The organism is Vibrio sp. ABH4_348, assembly GCF_056159765.1.
In genome coordinates, this window is the sequence record NZ_JBSWVW010000001.1 from 297,998 (window position 1) to 314,594 (window position 16,597).

15 protein-coding genes and 2 tRNA genes are annotated in these 16,597 nt (G+C 45.0%); 13 read left to right on the forward strand and 4 right to left on the reverse strand.

The window, feature by feature from the left end; genetic code table 11:
• Positions 1–34: 34 nt before the first annotated feature.
• From ACXAFJ_RS01465 to ACXAFJ_RS01475, 3 genes are all read right to left on the reverse strand, one after another.
• Positions 35–445: a YbaN family protein gene (locus ACXAFJ_RS01465; RefSeq protein WP_475320926.1), complete on the reverse strand. Its 411-nt coding sequence runs from the start codon at positions 443–445 to the stop codon at positions 35–37.
• A gap of 57 nt (positions 446–502) precedes the next feature.
• A complete protein-coding gene (gene dacB / locus ACXAFJ_RS01470; RefSeq protein ID WP_475320927.1) occupies positions 503–1,912 on the reverse strand; it encodes a D-alanyl-D-alanine carboxypeptidase/D-alanyl-D-alanine endopeptidase in 1,410 nt (469 codons plus the stop codon).
• Between the two features lie 189 nt (positions 1,913–2,101).
• Positions 2,102–3,109 (reverse strand): porin, encoded by a 1,008-nt coding sequence (locus tag ACXAFJ_RS01475; RefSeq protein ID WP_475320928.1) that lies wholly within the window; start codon positions 3,107–3,109, stop codon positions 2,102–2,104.
• Positions 3,110–3,371: 262 nt separating this feature from the next.
• Between ACXAFJ_RS01475 and greA the strand changes: the two genes are divergently transcribed.
• A complete protein-coding gene (gene greA, locus ACXAFJ_RS01480) occupies positions 3,372–3,845 on the forward strand; it encodes a transcription elongation factor GreA (RefSeq protein ID WP_475320929.1) in 474 nt (157 codons plus the stop codon).
• Between the two features lie 72 nt (positions 3,846–3,917).
• Here greA and yhbY read toward each other — a convergent pair whose 3' ends face one another.
• Positions 3,918–4,214, reverse strand: coding sequence for a ribosome assembly RNA-binding protein YhbY (gene yhbY / locus ACXAFJ_RS01485; protein WP_475320931.1), 297 nt, complete (start codon positions 4,212–4,214; stop codon positions 3,918–3,920).
• 111 nt (positions 4,215–4,325) lie between these two features.
• Here yhbY and rlmE point away from each other — a divergent pair, with 111 nt between their 5' ends.
• The 12 genes from rlmE to truB all read left to right on the forward strand — a co-directional run bounded on the left by rlmE (position 4,326) and on the right by truB (position 16,535).
• Complete coding sequence (gene rlmE / locus ACXAFJ_RS01490; RefSeq protein WP_475320932.1) at positions 4,326–4,955, forward strand: 23S rRNA (uridine(2552)-2'-O)-methyltransferase RlmE; 630 nt, start codon at positions 4,326–4,328, stop codon at positions 4,953–4,955.
• A gap of 99 nt (positions 4,956–5,054) precedes the next feature.
• Complete coding sequence (ftsH, locus tag ACXAFJ_RS01495) at positions 5,055–7,034, forward strand: ATP-dependent zinc metalloprotease FtsH (RefSeq protein ID WP_475320933.1); 1,980 nt, start codon at positions 5,055–5,057, stop codon at positions 7,032–7,034.
• A gap of 128 nt (positions 7,035–7,162) precedes the next feature.
• Entirely contained in the window at positions 7,163–7,993 is an 831-nt protein-coding gene (gene folP / locus ACXAFJ_RS01500; protein WP_475320935.1) for a dihydropteroate synthase, read from the forward strand.
• A 73-nt stretch (positions 7,994–8,066) separates the two neighbouring features.
• Entirely contained in the window at positions 8,067–9,407 is a 1,341-nt protein-coding gene (gene glmM, locus ACXAFJ_RS01505) for a phosphoglucosamine mutase (RefSeq protein ID WP_475320936.1), read from the forward strand.
• 221 nt (positions 9,408–9,628) lie between these two features.
• On the forward strand, positions 9,629–9,961 hold the full coding sequence (secG, locus tag ACXAFJ_RS01510; RefSeq protein ID WP_475320937.1) for a preprotein translocase subunit SecG: 333 nt from the start codon (positions 9,629–9,631) through the stop codon (positions 9,959–9,961).
• Between the two features lie 9 nt (positions 9,962–9,970).
• Positions 9,971–10,054, forward strand: a tRNA-Leu gene (locus ACXAFJ_RS01515).
• A gap of 55 nt (positions 10,055–10,109) precedes the next feature.
• Positions 10,110–10,186 (forward strand) — tRNA-Met (locus tag ACXAFJ_RS01520).
• A gap of 193 nt (positions 10,187–10,379) precedes the next feature.
• The gene (gene rimP / locus ACXAFJ_RS01525; protein WP_475320939.1) at positions 10,380–10,835 is read left to right on the forward strand and encodes a ribosome maturation factor RimP; all 456 of its coding nucleotides are present in this window, start codon (positions 10,380–10,382) and stop codon (positions 10,833–10,835) included.
• Positions 10,836–10,854: 19 nt separating this feature from the next.
• Positions 10,855–12,342 carry a transcription termination factor NusA gene (nusA, locus tag ACXAFJ_RS01530; RefSeq protein WP_475320940.1) on the forward strand — a complete coding sequence of 496 codons (1,488 nt, stop codon included), beginning with the start codon at positions 10,855–10,857 and terminating at the stop codon, positions 12,340–12,342.
• A gap of 19 nt (positions 12,343–12,361) precedes the next feature.
• Positions 12,362–15,055 (forward strand): translation initiation factor IF-2, encoded by a 2,694-nt coding sequence (gene infB / locus ACXAFJ_RS01535; protein ID WP_475320942.1) that lies wholly within the window; start codon positions 12,362–12,364, stop codon positions 15,053–15,055.
• Between the two features lie 137 nt (positions 15,056–15,192).
• Positions 15,193–15,588, forward strand: coding sequence for a 30S ribosome-binding factor RbfA (gene rbfA / locus ACXAFJ_RS01540; protein WP_475320944.1), 396 nt, complete (start codon positions 15,193–15,195; stop codon positions 15,586–15,588).
• On the forward strand, positions 15,588–16,535 hold the full coding sequence (truB, locus tag ACXAFJ_RS01545) for a tRNA pseudouridine(55) synthase TruB (protein ID WP_475320946.1): 948 nt from the start codon (positions 15,588–15,590) through the stop codon (positions 16,533–16,535). The genes rbfA and truB overlap by 1 nt, the downstream gene beginning before the upstream one ends.
• Positions 16,536–16,597: the final 62 nt, after the last annotated feature.

A 16,597-nucleotide genomic window follows, 5' to 3' on the forward strand; every position in this document is an offset into this window, starting at 1 on the left:
CTAAGTAATGCTTGGTTTTTTAAAGCGTCTCTGTCTATGATTGAGGCGCTTTTTTAATGCAGGTTTTCATTCTCATGATAAACCAAGTCTCAAAGATTAAGAGACTGGCAATGGCATATTGCCAGTGTGTCCCATAAGCCACGAAATACCACACCGCCCCCATTGATAGCCAAATAAGAGCTAATGATTGTAGTTTTTCCGTTTTAGTCAGGCCTTGATTGTCTTTTAAACGCCGTGCCAGTGGCCCAAGCTTTGGGTGATTGAGTAGCCAATGTTGGAGTTTAGGCGAGCTTTTGCTGAAGCAATAAAGTGCCAATAACAGAAAAGGAACAGTTGGTAGCAAAGGAACGGTGACGCCAATTGAACCCAAAATGACACAGGTCCAACCCACACAGCTGTAACCTTTGCGTCTAATGTAGTCTTTTCGGTCACTTTGATTATTCATAGTTATCCTTTGTTCAGCTAACTAGTTAATTATGGACATTGTTTGCTTGAACGCCAGTTACTTGTTTCCATCGACGTGCTTCACCATGGAATGATAAAACTGTTTCTCAAATAGCGTGATAGGTGCTGGCTTTGATGCGTCTTCGTTTTTAGCCGGGTGGTAGTCAGCAATGAGTTGAATAAAGGCGAGACGAGGGGTTTGGTTTTTATCTAACACATACCCCACCATGTTGCTTGAGCCAAATACTGAGCCACTTTTCGCCGTGATGCGGCCTTTCAACTTTTCATCACGCATACTGCGACGATATTTCAATGTTCCCGACAGACCTGATTTAGGCAGCATGTCCAGCACCTTAAATTGTCGGTTTGAGCGCCACACAATATGAAGTAACTCAATCAGTTGCGCTGGCCGTACTCGGTTGTTGCGAGAAAGACCTGAACCATCTGCTAGCGGCAGGCTAGTGATGTCGATACTGTGTTTACTGAACATCACTTGTTTCAAGGCCGCGATACCATTTTGGTAGCTACCGGATTGAATAAAAAAGTGGCGCCCAAGTTGTTTCAATACACTGTCTGCAATCAAATTATTGGATTTGACCAGCATGGTCTCAGACAGATCTGCAAGTGGGAGTGAGCGATGACTCGACAAAAGAGTGGCGTCCGCGGTGTACTGGTTTGACACAAGGACATTGCCATTGAAGCTAAGCGAGCTATCTTCAATTAGTTTTTTGATGACCTCAGCTAAATAGAGTTCTGGGCTTTGTATAGCAAATTTTAATGGGAGAGGTTTTTTGCGATTTACCAAGCAACCAGAGAGATGGTAACTATTACTATTGGTTGTGTTGAGTTCGATATCGCAGCGCTGCTGTTTCTGCTGTTCTTTAGACACACTTCTAACTGAACTGGTCACTTCAACGGGCTGATGACGAGGAACAAATACACGTGTAGTGCCATCTTCTAAGGTCGAAATAGACGCTTGCACACAGTTGTTCTCAATTATGACACTTGAGGCGGGGGCACTGTAACAAACCCCAGTAATGTCCCATGGCCAGCCGACACCTTTGTCGTAGCCAGTGAAAATCGAGTTATCGATATAGATGTTCTTGATGGTTTTGTTCTGGCTGCGCTTTGCCGCGAGTGCTAACAGGCTTTTGAGATCGTCGATCATCAAAGTTGGGTCACCGGAGAATTTAATGATCCAACTGTCCTTGTGTTCCAGTATCTGAGTTTCAAACCGAAAATCCTTACCCAGCTCGCTGAGCGAAGCCAATGCAGTAAATACTTTTAATGTACTAGCTGGCGGAATGAGCTCGTTTAGGTTGGCGGACGAATACAGTACTTCACCAGAGCGAAGGTCCTTGACCCAAATCGACTGGCGACTGTCGAGCGGCAGGTGCTTTTTGGCTTGTTCAATACTGTCACTTAGTGAGCCTGACGATTGCGCTAGCGCTAAGGTGGGTACAAACATCAGCAGTGGTATCAGTTGCTTCCATCGCGAGCGGAGAATTGATAATGGATACAGCAGTATTGTTTTTGAGGGAGTTAGCACGAAGGAAGGCTCGCTATCGTTTGTTAAGAAAGAGCTTCAAAGTATAGCGAGCGCAATCATGATTATTCAACCAAGCTCTGTTAACTTGGCTAAGTGGTCTCAAGTTTTCTAAAAGAACAAATGCATACCAACAATCGTTTCACTTTCTGCGTCTAGGGCAGAAATTTGCTTATTTGCATCTTGATCTAACAAATTGTGGTTGTAAGACACATAGCCTCTAAAGTTAGGTTTGAAATAGTAGGCTAAATCCATGGCAACACTGTGAACCTTGTCAATTTCTAAAGTAGCCGTATCGAAAACTAAATGATTGTACGATGCTGAGACTACAGTCTTATCCACTGTGACCTGCGCTGCGACTTCGTAACCTGTCTTGTCCGTTTTCGTTCCGCTGTCGCTTAACTCTCCGCGAACAATAGTCGTGGCGAACTGCCATTGGTCAAATTGATATGCACCCGCGAGGATCGTTTGAAACTCAGACTGGTTGGCACCGTTGTGTTGTTTGGCATAACCTGTCCCCAGCTTTAATCCATAATCACTGAGATTGTATATACCGGAAAAAGAATAGCCATCAACATCGTTGTCGCCAATTCCGGCCGAAGACTCTACTCTGTCTGCAAAGCGATAATTTGCTTGAAAATCAACGTTTACATAGCTGCCTTGGTAGCCGAGCAGATTGTCTACACGTCCAGCAGTGGTCAATCGGTATGCGGCGTTATTGCCGTGATAGGCCATTAGGTCAGTAAATGACGCAATGTTTTCTATCGCCGCATCGTTTTTTCCGTAAGTTACTTTGCCAAAGTTGCCGTCAAGTCCAACAAATACGTACCTGTGGTCTGTGTCATCGTCAGGTTCTCCTGGTGCATGATCGGCTGTCGTGTATTCGCCTTGGTATCGCCCCAAAGCAGTAAGTGATTCTGAAATTTCAACTTGTCCTAACAAGCCCAATCGAGCACGCGACTTGTCTTTGACTTTGCTATTGATGATGGATGCGATGCCTTCAACTCGCCCATCAATATCAACTTGATAACCTTCTTCTTGATAAAGCTCAAATGATAAAACGGGAGTGGCGACAGCGACTATCGCCAGCGCTAACGGGAGTTGAGTGATTTTGAACATGCGACGTCCTATTCAACTGATTGACCAAATATCAGATGTCATTGTATCGACTAAGTTTAGGTTTAAAAAGGCGATTTTGGATCTTCGATGATTTGTAATGAAAACTTAGAACGCGACTCGAGCCTAGGTTTTACCAGTTGACCTACACAAAAGTAAGATTCAATGGTAACTTTATGGCAACTGATAAGTTTGATTTCGCTACCTGGTCTGACGGCCGGGTGGTTTTGTTTTGTCCAAAGAGAACTTTGGCGAGAGGTAATATATGGAAAAGGTTCCAATGACAGTAAGGGGTGAATCCTTACTGCGTGAAGAGTTAGAGCGCCTGTTGAAACTTCGCCCGAAAATTTCAGAAGCCATTGCGGAAGCTCGTGAGCTGGGCGACTTAAAAGAGAATGCTGAATATCACGCGGCTCGAGAAGAGCAAGGCATTTGTGAAGCACAGATTCGCGACATTGAATACAAGTTGTCGGTTGCGCAAGTTATTGATGTAACCAAAATGGATAACAGCGGCAAGATCATCTTTGGCTCAACGGTAACCCTGATCGATATTGATACGGACGAAGAAAAGACGTATCAAATCGTTGGTGATGATGAAGCAGATATCAAAGAAGGCCGTATTTCTGTGAGCTCTCCTATGGCGAGAGGCCTGATTGGTAAAGAAGAGGGTGATGAAGTGAGTATTCAAACCCCTGGTGGCGCCAAAGAGTATGAGATTGACAAGGTTGAGTACGTATAAATTCAGCTTTGTTTAAGGCATACAAAAAAAGGTCGTGATATCACGACCTTTTTTACTATCAGTAACTACCGTTTACTTACGAGGTAGTTCGATTTTTTTGTCTTCCGTTTGGCGGTAAAGCACCAGTGTTTTACCAATCACTTGTACTTTTTCTGCGCCAGTTTCGCGAACAATGGCGTCAACGATAAGGTTCTTTGTTTCGCGATCTTCTGAAGCCACCTTCACTTTAATCAGCTCATGGTGGTTTAAAGCAATTTCGATTTCAGCCAACACCGCTTCAGTCAATCCATTGGCGCCCAGAAGAACGACAGGTTTTAGGGCGTGAGCCAGTCCTTTTAGGTGCTGCTTTTGTTTTGTGCTTAGATTCATTTTGCGGTCAATTTTTTGGTTATGAGGGTTGAAAAGCGGTATTTTACCGCCATCTATTAGCAAAGACTATACTTAATTCTGTGCAAATGCGCAGGTTGATTCAGGAACAGAATGAGTAAAAATAAACACTCTGCCAGTTCAGGCCGTTGGCTTAAAGAACACTTTGACGACAAATACGCAAACGAAGCGAGACGAAAAGGTTATCGCTCCCGCGCTTATTTTAAAATTGATGAAGTTCAGGAAAAAGACAAGTTATTGAAGCCGGGTATGACGGTGGTGGATTTAGGTGCAGCACCGGGTGGCTGGTCTCAATACGCGGCAAAAATTGTCGGTGAGTCAGGGCAAATCATAGCTTGTGATTTGTTACCAATGGACTCGATTGCTGGAGTTTCCTTCTTACAAGGCGATTTCAGAGAAGAGTCGGTACTGAACGCACTGTTAGAAAAAATTCACCCAAATCGAGTTGATGTTGTAATGTCTGACATGGCTCCGAACATGGCTGGAAATTTATCTGTCGATCAACCTCGTGCAATGTATCTTGTTGAACTAGCATTAGATATGTGTAGAGAAGTCTTGGCACCGAATGGAAGCTTCTTCGTGAAAGTTTTTCAGGGCGAAGGTTTTGACCAATACGTGAAAGATGTACGTAGTATGTTTAAAACCGTTAAGATTCGAAAACCAGATTCATCTCGGGCACGCTCTCGAGAAGTTTATATTGTAGCCACTGGTTACAAAGGTTAACTATTTGCGTATTTACGCCAAAGTTAACATTCTAGCTACAGTGTATAATCTGTAGTACCCTACCTTTAAATTACAATTAGTTATCGCGAGGCTGACACCTTGAGTGACATGGCAAAAAATCTAATTCTGTGGCTGGTGATCGCCGTTGTTCTTATGTCGGTTTTCCAGAGCTTTGGCCCTGGAGAAAGTAATGGCAGAGCAGTAGATTACACCACATTTGTTAAGGAAGTTGGTCAAGGCCAAATCCAAGAAGCGACTTTTAACAGCGGCGAAATCACCTTTACTCGTCGTGGCGGTAGTGGCCGTTATGTCACTTACATGCCGGTGTACGATCAAAAGCTTCTAGATGACTTAATCAACCAAAACGTGAAAGTCCAAGGTACGCCACCAGAAGAGCAAAGCTTACTGGGCACTATCTTTATCTCTTGGTTCCCGATGATCCTGCTTATTGGTGTGTGGATATTCTTCATGCGTCAAATGCAAGGTGGCGGCGGCAAAGGCGCGATGTCCTTTGGTAAGAGCAAAGCTCGTATGATGAGCGAAGAGCAGATTAAAACGACTTTTGCTGATGTTGCTGGCTGTGACGAGGCAAAAGAAGATGTGAAAGAGCTGGTTGATTACCTTCGTGATCCAAGTCGCTTCCAAAAACTAGGTGGTAAGATCCCAACTGGTGTCTTGATGGTTGGTCCTCCTGGTACGGGTAAAACACTTCTCGCAAAAGCGATTGCTGGTGAAGCGAAAGTACCTTTCTTCACGATTTCTGGTTCTGACTTCGTTGAAATGTTTGTCGGTGTTGGTGCATCTCGTGTACGTGACATGTTCGAACAAGCCAAGAAGGCAGCACCTTGTATCATCTTCATTGATGAAATCGATGCGGTAGGCCGTCAGCGTGGTGCTGGTGTAGGTGGTGGTCACGATGAACGTGAGCAAACGCTTAACCAAATGCTAGTAGAGATGGATGGCTTCGAAGGTAACGAAGGCATCATCGTTATTGCCGCGACTAACCGTCCAGACGTACTCGACCCTGCATTGTTGCGTCCAGGCCGTTTCGATCGTCAAGTAGTGGTTGGATTGCCTGATGTTCGCGGTCGTGAACAGATCCTGAAAGTACATATGCGCAAAGTACCATTGGCTGGCGACGTAGAGCCATCTTTGATTGCTCGCGGAACACCAGGTTTCTCAGGTGCTGACCTAGCTAACTTAGTCAATGAAGCAGCATTATTTGCTGCACGCGGCAACAAACGCAATGTTTCTATGGTTGAGTTTGAGCTTGCCAAAGACAAAATTATGATGGGTGCGGAACGCCGTTCAATGGTGATGTCAGAAGATGTGAAAGAATCAACTGCTTATCATGAAGCTGGTCATGCGATTGTTGGTCGCTTGGTACCTGAACACGATCCTGTGTACAAGGTATCTATTATCCCACGCGGGCGTGCGCTGGGTGTCACCATGTACTTACCTGAGCAAGACCGTGTCAGCATGTCTAAGCAGCACCTCGAGTCTATGGTTTCAAGCTTATACGGTGGTCGATTGGCGGAAGACATCATTTACGGTGCTGAACACGTTTCAACAGGCGCATCGAATGATATTGAACGTGCAACTGACATCGCTCGTAAGATGGTCACTCAGTGGGGCTTCTCGGAAAAACTAGGTCCTCTTTTGTACGCAGAAGATGAAGGCGAAGTATTCCTAGGCCGTAGCGTGACTCAAACCAAGCACGTGTCTGACGAAACAGCTCGCCTCATTGATGACGAAATTCGTGCCATCATCGACCGTAACTACGCTAGAGCGAAGGAAATCCTGGAAGCAAATATGGATATTCTTCATGCAATGAAAGACGCGTTGATGAAGTATGAAACTATCGACGCGGGTCAGATTGATGATCTAATGGATCGTAAAGAAGTGATTCGCGAGCCAGCTGGTTGGTCTGATAAAGATGGCGGTTCATCTAATTCTTCTTCAAATGACTCTTCTCCTAAGAGCGAGTCGAAGCCTGAAGCAAAAGAGACTAAATCAGAAAACGTATCTGACTCCGATTTACCATCAGGCGATTTGGCGAATAAAAAAGACGCTGAATAATCTTTGAAAAACAAGTCAAACCCCGGCCAATGTCGGGGTTTGTTGTTTTTGTTTTCGACGTTTGTTAATAGACCGCTTTCTCTTAGTATTATTTTTCCAAAAAACCATTTCTTGCTCGGACTGCCAATATGATTTTAATTTCAGGTACTAAAACACTGGACTTATCAAAACCCCACGTTATGGGAATCTTAAACGTTACTCCAGACTCCTTTTCTGATGGCGGGCGTTATACCGAGTTATCGGCAGCGGTCGCGCAAGCACAACAAATGATAGAAGCTGGTGCAACAATTATTGATATTGGTGGTGAATCGACTCGACCGGGGGCCCCTGATGTAGAGTTGCAAGATGAGTTACAACGCGTGATTCCAGTGATTAAAGCGATTCGTGAGCACTCAGACGTGTGGATTTCCATCGACACGAGCAAAGCTGAAGTGATGAAGCAAGCCGTTGAAGCGGGTGCAGACCTAATTAATGACGTTCGAGCATTACGGGAGCCAAATGCACTAGAGACGGCGGCTAAGCTGAATGTGCCTATTTGCTTGATGCACATGCAAGGTCAACCAAGAACCATGCAGGCTGCCCCCCATTACCAAGACGTAATTGAAGATGTGGGTACCTTTTTACAAGAACGTATTGAAGCTTGTGAGAAAGCTGGAATTTCAAAAACTCAGCTGATTTTGGACCCAGGCTTTGGATTCGGTAAAACCATCGAACATAACTATTCCATGCTGAAACACTTGGACAAATTTCACCAATTTGGCTTACCTATCTTGGCAGGAATATCGCGTAAGTCTATGATCTTTAAATTGCTGAATAAAGAACCTAAGCAGTGTGTCGCTGCAAGTGTTGCCTGTGCCACCTTGGCTGCTGATAAAGGTGCACAAATTATTCGTGTTCACGATGTAGCAGAAACCTACGATGCGATTCAAATGGTTGTAGCCACACACGCGGCACCCTAGTTCTTATAGTATTTTACGCTTGTTGAATTTAGCTTCGCATGTATAGACGAAGTGATAATAAAAGGATAACGATATGTCAGTTGAAAGACGCTATTTTGGGACCGATGGTGTTCGTGGCAAAGTGGGTCAATACCCGATCACACCAGACTTTGTGTTAAAGCTCGGTTGGGCTGCAGGGCGAGTGCTTGCAAAACAAGGCACAAAAAAAGTCATCATAGGTAAAGATACTCGTATTTCTGGTTATATGCTGGAATCGGCATTGGAAGCGGGCTTATCGGCTGCTGGTCTTCAGGCTACATTCACAGGGCCAATGCCAACACCCGCTGTTGCCTACCTCACGCAAACGTTCCGCGCAGAAGCTGGTATCGTTATTTCCGCTTCACACAATCCTTATTATGACAACGGTATCAAATTCTTTTCATCGGAAGGGACCAAGTTGCCTGACGATATTGAGCTAGCGATTGAAGCAGAGCTAGATAAAGACATCGAATGTGTTGAATCTTCATTGCTCGGTAAGGCAACACGTCTAGATGATGCTGCCGGACGCTACATTGAATTTTGTAAGGGAACATTCCCTTCTAACCTAAGCCTTGCGGGTCTCAAAATTGTTGTCGATTGTGCACATGGCGCGACCTACCATATCGCGCCAAATGTGTTTTCAGAGCTAGGTGCGACTGTGGTTCCAATGGGGATTGAACCAAATGGAACCAATATAAACGATGAGGTTGGTGCGACAGATGTGAACGCTCTGCAAAAGCGAGTTGTTGATGAGCAAGCTGACTTAGGGCTCGCCTTTGATGGCGATGGCGACCGCATCATCATGGTCGATCACACAGGCGCTAAGATTGACGGAGACCAGATAGCATACATTCTTGCACGGGATGCTTTGCGTCGCGGTGAATTGCAAGGTGGTGTAGTCGGAACACTAATGACTAACCTAGGTATGGAAAATGGGCTTAAGCAGCTTGGTATCCCATTTATACGTGCCAATGTCGGTGACCGTTATGTGATGGAAAAGCTGATCGAAAAAGGTTGGAAAATTGGTGCTGAAAACTCAGGGCACGTTATTCTTTTAGATAAAGTGACAACTGGCGACGCCATTGTTGCTGCCCTTCAAGTTCTCGCTTCTGTGGTAGATAGTCATATGTCTCTACACGATTTGTCGCAAGGTATGACTTTATACCCTCAAGTGTTGATTAATGTTCGTTTTCAAAGTGAGGGTAATCCATTAGAGTCAAGCAGCGTTATTGACGCTGTCAAAAAAGCGGAAAATCAATTAGCAGACAAAGGGCGAGTATTACTCAGAAAGTCGGGCACCGAACCACTTATTCGAGTTATGGTTGAAGGTGAAGACGGCGACTTAGTGCAGCAGTGCGCTAAAGCTATAGCAACTGTTGTAGAAACCGAATGTTAACCCAATAGTCTTTTTCAAATTAAAACGTCTCGCAATGAAGGCTTGGATAACTATCAACTGAGAGTTTTTTGAGCGTTTGACAGTGTAGAGACGTTTTTTTATGATTTTCTCCTTGTCAGCGTAATAGGCATTCGCTAGTATTGCTCCGCCTTCATTGAGGAGGCTGCTAGCCTTGTTATAAAAACCTCGCTGGCTCAACAATTTGGAACATAGGTGGATGTATGACAATTCTACTTGTTGTTTACCTGTTGGCAGCGCTTGCTGTAATTGGTTTGGTGTTGATTCAACAAGGTAAAGGCGCGGACATGGGTGCTTCTTTTGGCGCTGGTGCATCAAATACTGTTTTTGGTGCTAGCGGTGCGGGAAATACTCTGACACGTTTAACTGCATTATTTGCAACAGTATTCTTTGTCATCAGTCTGTTACTAGGCAACCTTTACTCTGGTAAAGAAGAGTCTCAGTGGGTAGATCCTACTCAGGGACAAGTGCTTGAACAAACTGCTGACACACTTAGCGAAATTCCCGCTCCAAAAGGCGACGAAATTCCTAAGTAACAATTTGATGCCGAGATGGTGAAATTGGTAGACACGCTAGCATGAGGTGCTAGTGCCTTAGGTGTGAGGGTTCGAGTCCCTCTCTCGGCACCATAATTTACAAGCTTGTAAATCATTGATGTGAGCGTATAATGCTCAATCAGTCGGACGCGGGGTGGAGCAGCCTGGTAGCTCGTCGGGCTCATAACCCGAAGGTCGTCGGTTCAAATCCGGCCCCCGCAACCAAACTTCCAAGTTTGGCAAGCTTGAAGCATTCATGATGAATGCGAGTTATTGGCTAATATTGTCGATAGCGAATCAGGGTCCAGCAACAAAAAACCCCGACTTTCGGGGTTTTTTGTTATCTGAGTTTTTCTCAGGTTTTGCTTGGAATTTAAATTGGGCTATAAGCCCTTTTTTTGTTTCTGGAGTGGTTGAAATGACTGGTTTAGAAAGACAACTTACTGAAATGCTTGAAGCTCCTGTTGCGGCAGCTGGCTACGAGTTAGTGGGTTTGGAATTTATCCGTGCAGGCGAGCATTCGACACTGCGTATTTTTATTGATCACGAAAACGGCATCAATGTTGATGACTGCGCAGAAGTAAGCCACCAGGTGAGCGCAGTAATGGACGTAGAAGACCCGATTTCTGTGGCTTATAACCTAGAAGTGTCTTCTCCAGGTTTAGAGCGACCACTCTTTAAAGCAGCACATTACGAACAATTTGTTGGTCACGAGGTCAATCTCGTTCTGAAGATGGCCATTGGCAATCGTCGTAAATGGAAAGGTGAAATTCAAGGTGTTGAAGGCGAGACGGTAGCACTTCTCGTTGAAGGTAACACTGAAGAGTTTGTACTGAGCAACATCTCCAAAGCGAATTTGATCCCCAAGTTTTAAGTCTTAGAGGCTAAATAAAATGAGTAAAGAAATTTTAGCAGTAGCAGAGGCGGTATCGAACGAGAAAGCGGTACCTCGTGAGCGAATTTTTGAAGCATTGGAAACAGCGCTAGCTACTTCTACAAAGAAAAAATACGAGATTGAAATTGACGTTCGTGTTGAGATCGACCGTCGTACTGGTGAGTTTGATACTTTCCGCCGCTGGGAAGTGGTAGAAGAAGTTGAAAACCCAACGAAAGAAATTTCATTGGAAGCAGCTAAATTTGATGATGAAAATATCGAGCTAGGTGACTTCGTTGAAGATCAGATCGAATCGGTCAAATTTGACCGCATTACAACTCAAACTGCAAAGCAAGTTATCGTACAGAAAGTACGCGAAGCTGAACGTGCCCAAATTGTTGAACAATTTATCGACAATGAAGGTGAGCTTGTTACTGGTGTGGTTAAGAAAGTTAACCGTGACACTGTGGTTTTAGACCTTGGTAACAACGCTGAATCGGTCATTCTACGTGATGACCAGCTTCCTCGTGAAAACTTCCGTCCAGGTGATCGTGTTCGCGGTCTGTTATACCGAGTTGCTCCTGAAGCACGTGGCTTCCAGTTATTTGTAACTCGTTCTAAGCCAGAAATGTTGGAAGAGCTGTTCCGCGTAGAAGTACCGGAAATTGCTGAAGAGATCATTGAGCTTAAAGGTGCGGCACGCGATCCAGGCTCTCGTGCAAAAATCGCAGTAAAAACCAACGACCGTCGCATTGACCCAGTAGGTGCTTGTGTGGGTATGCGTGGTGCACGTGTTCAAGCGGTTTCTGGCGAGCTAGGCGGCGAGCGTATCGATATTGTTTTGTTTGACGATAACCCAGCGCAATTTGTTATCAATGCGATGGCTCCTGCAGATGTTGCGTCAATCATTGTTGATGAAGATGCTCACGCAATGGATATCGCGGTTGAAGCCGATAACCTAGCGCAGGCGATTGGTCGAAATGGTCAAAACGTTCGTTTGGCTTCTCAGCTAACTGGTTGGGATCTAAACGTTATGACGGTTGAAGACCTTGAGAAGAAACACGCAGAAGAATCTCAAGCTTCTATCGAAAGCTTCATGAAGCACTTAGATATTGAAGAAGATTTTGCAGAGCTATTGGTTGAGGAAGGCTTCTCTACTCTAGAAGAAGTGGCGTATGTACCAGTAGCAGAACTATTAGAAGTTGACGGTCTTGATGAAGACTTAGTCGAAGAGCTACGTAGCCGTGCAAAAGATGCATTGACAACTTTGGCACTCGCGCAAGAAGAGTCATTCGAAGGGCTGGAACCTGCAGAAGATCTTCTAGGACTTGAAGGTCTAGAGCGTGAGATGGCATTCAAGCTTGCTGCGAAAGGCGTAGTAACATTAGAAGATTTAGCTGATCAAGGTATTGATGACCTTGAAGGCATCGAAGGTCTAACTGACGAACGTGCGGGTGAGCTAATTATGGCTGCACGTAACATTTGTTGGTTCAGCGACGAAGAATAATTCAGCAAGGAGGAAGCGGATGACACAACTGACTGTTAAAGCACTAAGTGAAGAGATTGGTACGCCAGTAGATCGCTTGGTGGAGCAACTTGCTGACGCCGGTATGCAAAAAACCAGTAAAGACTTAGTTTCAGATGAAGAAAAGCAAAAGCTATTGACTCACCTGAAAAAAGAACATGGTGACACTACAGGTGATGCTGAACCAACTCGTCTAACACTGCAGCGTAAAAAGCGCAGTACCTTGACGGTAGGTGCCGGTAGCAAAAGTAAAAACGTGCAAGTCGAAGTACGTAAAAAGCGCACTTATGTAAAACGTAGTGCAGTCGAAGAAGATGCAAAGCGCGAAGCTGAAGAAGCCGCAGCACGTGAAGCCGAAGCAAAAGCGGCACGTGAAGCAGAAGAAAAAGCGAAACGTGAAGCAGAAGAAAAGGCAAAACGTGAAGCGGAAGCGAAACGTCAAGCTGAAGAAAAAGCGAAGCGCGAAGCTGAAGCCAAGGCTAGACGTGAGGCGGAAGCGCCAAGCGAAGAAGAGCTGAAGCGTCGTGAAGATGAAAAATTAAAGCAAGAAACCGCGCGAAAAGAAGCCGAAGAATTGAAGCGTCGTCAGGAAGAAGAAGCAAGACGTAAAGCTGAAGAGGAAAGTCAGCGCAAGCTCGAAGAGGCTCGCGAATTGGCTGCAAAAAACCAAGAGCGTTGGTCTGCTGAAGAAAAAAGTGCAAGTAAGATGGAAGAAGCAGATTACCACGTGACGACTTCTAAATATGCGCAAGAGGCTGAAGACGAGGCAGATCGCCGCGAAGAAGCTCCTGCTAAGCGTCGTAAGAAGAAAAAAGCGTCAACTGACGATCGTAATGATCGCAATTCAAACACACGAGGCCGTGGCCGTAAGGGCAAGCTAGCTAAACCAGCTAAACCGACCTCAATGCAGCATGGCTTTGATAAGACGGCTACCGTTGCAAAACAAGATGTCGTCATCGGTGAAACGATTGTGGTTTCTGAACTGGCACAGAAGATGTCAGTGAAGGGCACAGAAGTTATCAAAGTGATGATGAAGATGGGGGCAATGGCAACCATCAACCAAGTTATTGACCAAGAGACCGCACAGCTTGTAGCTGAAGAAATGGGTCATAAAGTTGTTATTCGCAAAGAAAACGAGCTTGAAGAAGCCGTATTGAGCGATCGTGACAACGACTCTGTAGCGGTTCCACGTGCTCCTGTTGTAACTATTATGGGCCACGTTGACCACGGTAAAACGTCAACACTTGACTACATCCGTAAAGCTCACGTTGCTTCTGGCGAAGCTGGTGGTATTACTCAGCATATTGGTGCTTACCACGTTGAGACTGACAACGGTATGATTACTTTCCTTGATACTCCTGGACACGCAGCGTTTACTGCAATGCGTGCTCGTGGTGCTCAAGCGACGGATATCGTTGTACTGGTTGTAGCAGCAGACGATGGCGTTATGCCACAAACTATCGAAGCAATTCAGCACGCAAAAGCGGCGGAAGTACCTTTGATTGTTGCGGTTAACAAGATCGATAAAGAAGATGCGAATCCAGACAACGTTAAGAATGAGCTAGCTCAATACGACGTTATCCCTGAAGAGTGGGGCGGCGAGAACATGTTTGTTCACATCTCTGCGAAGCAGGGTACAAACATTGAAAACTTGCTAGAAACTATCCTTCTTCAGTCTGAAGTACTTGAGCTTACCGCTGTAGAAGAAGGCATGGCTTCAGGCGTGGTTGTTGAATCTCGTCTTGATAAAGGTCGTGGTCCAGTTGCTACTGTTCTAGTTCAGTCTGGTACGCTACGCAAAGGTGATATCGTACTGTGTGGTCAAGAATACGGCCGTGTACGTGCTATGCGTGATGAACTTGGTAAAGAAATTGAATCAGCTGGTCCATCAATCCCAGTTGAGATCTTAGGTCTATCAGGTGTGCCATCTTCAGGTGATGAAGCGACTGTTGTTCGCGACGAGCGTAAAGCACGTGAAGTAGCGAACTACCGTCAAGGTAAATTCCGTGAAGTTAAACTAGCGCGTCAGCAGAAAGCTAAGCTAGAGAATATGTTCTCTAACATGGCTGCAGGTGATGTAGCAGAACTGAACATCGTTCTAAAAGCGGATGTACAAGGTTCGGTTGAAGCAATTTCTGACTCGCTACTGAAACTGTCTACTGACGAAGTAAAAGTGAACATCGTTGGTTCTGGTGTTGGTGGTATTACTGAGACAGATGCAGTTCTTGCTGCAGCTTCAAACGCTATCATTCTTGGCTTTAACGTTCGTGCTGATGCAACTGCGCGTCGTACTGTCGAGAATGAAAACCTAGACCTGCGTTACTACTCAATCATTTACCAATTGATTGATGAAGTTAAGCAAGCGATGAGCGGTATGCTTGCACCAGAATTCAAGCAAGAAATCATTGGTCTTGCTGAAGTACGTGACGTGTTTAAGTCACCAAAACTGGGTGCAATCGCTGGTTGTATGGTTACTGAAGGCCTAATTAAGCGCAATAACCCAATCCGTGTTCTTCGTGAAAACGTAGTTATTTATGAAGGTGAGCTAGAATCTCTACGCCGCTTCAAAGATGACGTTGCCGAAGTTAAGAACGGCTACGAATGTGGTATCGGCGTTAAGAACTACAACGATGTACGTGTAGGCGACCAGATCGAAGTATTCGAGACGGTAGAAATTAAACGTACCATCGATTAATTGACTAACCTTTGTCTTAGCTACCCTAAAGTAAGCAAGGCAAAAATAGGTTGTTGAATACACCATGGGGGGCTGGCTTGACCATCCCCCCATTCTTTCGATTTCAGCTTAGTAAAGTTGAATAAGTGAGCAAAGATATGTCAAAAGAATTTAGTCGCACCCAAAGGGTTGCACAGCAATTACAAAAAGAACTCGCGATGATCCTTCAGCGTGAAGTTCGCGATTCCCGTCTGGGTATGGTTACCATTTCAGACGTGGAAGTGTCCCGTGATCTTGCTTATGCCAAGGTTTTTGTCACTTTCCTATGTGTCGGTGAGCAAACTCCAGAATCAAGTCTTGAGGCATTGCGTGAACACGAAGCTCATATTCGCATGATGTTAGGTAAGCGTATCCGTCTGCGCCTAACACCAGAGGTTCGTTTCTTCTACGACAGTACACTAGTTGAAGGTATGCGAATGTCTAACCTAGTCAGTGAAGTGGTTAGCAAAGACAAGCAAAAGCAAGCCGATTCTGATCGTGAAGGTGAAGAGTAATGGCTCGCCGTCGTAAAGGTCGTCCAATTGACGGAATAGTACTGCTTGATAAGCCAACTGGGATTTCTTCCAACGACGCGCTACAGAAAGTAAAACGTATTTACTTTGCTGAAAAAGCAGGACATACCGGCGCACTTGACCCACTTGCTACGGGTATGTTGCCAATCTGTCTTGGTGAAGCTACCAAGTTCTCTCAGTTTCTTTTGGATTCAGATAAGCGCTACAAAGTTATCGCAAAGCTAGGTGAGCGAACCAACACGTCAGACTCTGATGGTGAAGTCGTAGAGACTAGACCGGTGAATGTCGTACGTGAAGATTTGTTGAAACACATCGAATCATTTCGAGGTGAGACCGACCAAATCCCTTCAATGTTCTCTGCATTGAAGTATCAAGGCCGCCCGTTATACGAGTATGCGCGTGAAGGTATTGAGGTCCCGCGAGAGTCTCGCAAGATTACTGTTTATGACATAGAATTGCTTCGTTTTGAAAACGATGAAGTCGAGATGGAGGTACACTGCTCAAAAGGTACCTACATTCGCACCATTGTGGATGATCTCGGTGAGCTTCTAGGCTGTGGTGCACACGTAATTGATTTGCGACGTACAGAAGTTGCGAATTATCCTTATGAGCGCATGCTGACGCTTGAGCAATTAGAAGAGCTTCTTAACCAAGCAAAACTACAAGACATTGCTCCAAGAGAACTGTTAGATCCACTATTGTTACCAATGGATACCGCAGTTCAGGATCTTATTGAAGTCAATGTCATCCCTGATCTAGCAGATATGATCTTACATGGACAACCCGTACAAGTATTTGGTGCACCTTCTGAAGGTACTGTAAGAATCACTGTTGGTGAAGAAAAACGCTTTATCGGAGTCGGTGAAATCGACAATGACGGTCGAATTGCACCAAAGCGTTTAGTCGTTCAGCGTGAGCCTCAAGAATAAGATTTATCAAAATACCAAAAAGCCACAGCATTTGCTGTGGCTTTTTTATAACAGGTGGAACT

Bases quoted from the DNA above. Each gene is read 5' to 3' on its own strand.
- nusA (WP_475320940.1), top strand. From the start codon at position 10,855: ATGAGTAAAGAAATTTTAGCAGTAGCAGAGGCGGTATCGAACGAGAAA.
- secG (WP_475320937.1), top strand. From the start codon at position 9,629: ATGACAATTCTACTTGTTGTTTACCTGTTGGCAGCGCTTGCTGTAATT.
- infB (WP_475320942.1), top strand. From the start codon at position 12,362: ATGACACAACTGACTGTTAAAGCACTAAGTGAAGAGATTGGTACGCCA.
- yhbY (WP_475320931.1), bottom strand. From the start codon at position 4,214: ATGAATCTAAGCACAAAACAAAAGCAGCACCTAAAAGGACTGGCTCAC.
- glmM (WP_475320936.1), top strand. From the start codon at position 8,067: ATGTCAGTTGAAAGACGCTATTTTGGGACCGATGGTGTTCGTGGCAAA.
- rlmE (WP_475320932.1), top strand. From the start codon at position 4,326: ATGAGTAAAAATAAACACTCTGCCAGTTCAGGCCGTTGGCTTAAAGAA.
- greA (WP_475320929.1), top strand. From the start codon at position 3,372: ATGGAAAAGGTTCCAATGACAGTAAGGGGTGAATCCTTACTGCGTGAA.
- ACXAFJ_RS01475 (WP_475320928.1), bottom strand. From the start codon at position 3,109: ATGTTCAAAATCACTCAACTCCCGTTAGCGCTGGCGATAGTCGCTGTC.
- truB (WP_475320946.1), top strand. From the start codon at position 15,588: ATGGCTCGCCGTCGTAAAGGTCGTCCAATTGACGGAATAGTACTGCTT.
- dacB (WP_475320927.1), bottom strand. From the start codon at position 1,912: ATGTTTGTACCCACCTTAGCGCTAGCGCAATCGTCAGGCTCACTAAGT.
- folP (WP_475320935.1), top strand. From the start codon at position 7,163: ATGATTTTAATTTCAGGTACTAAAACACTGGACTTATCAAAACCCCAC.
- rimP (WP_475320939.1), top strand. From the start codon at position 10,380: ATGACTGGTTTAGAAAGACAACTTACTGAAATGCTTGAAGCTCCTGTT.
- ACXAFJ_RS01465 (WP_475320926.1), bottom strand. From the start codon at position 445: ATGAATAATCAAAGTGACCGAAAAGACTACATTAGACGCAAAGGTTAC.
- rbfA (WP_475320944.1), top strand. From the start codon at position 15,193: ATGTCAAAAGAATTTAGTCGCACCCAAAGGGTTGCACAGCAATTACAA.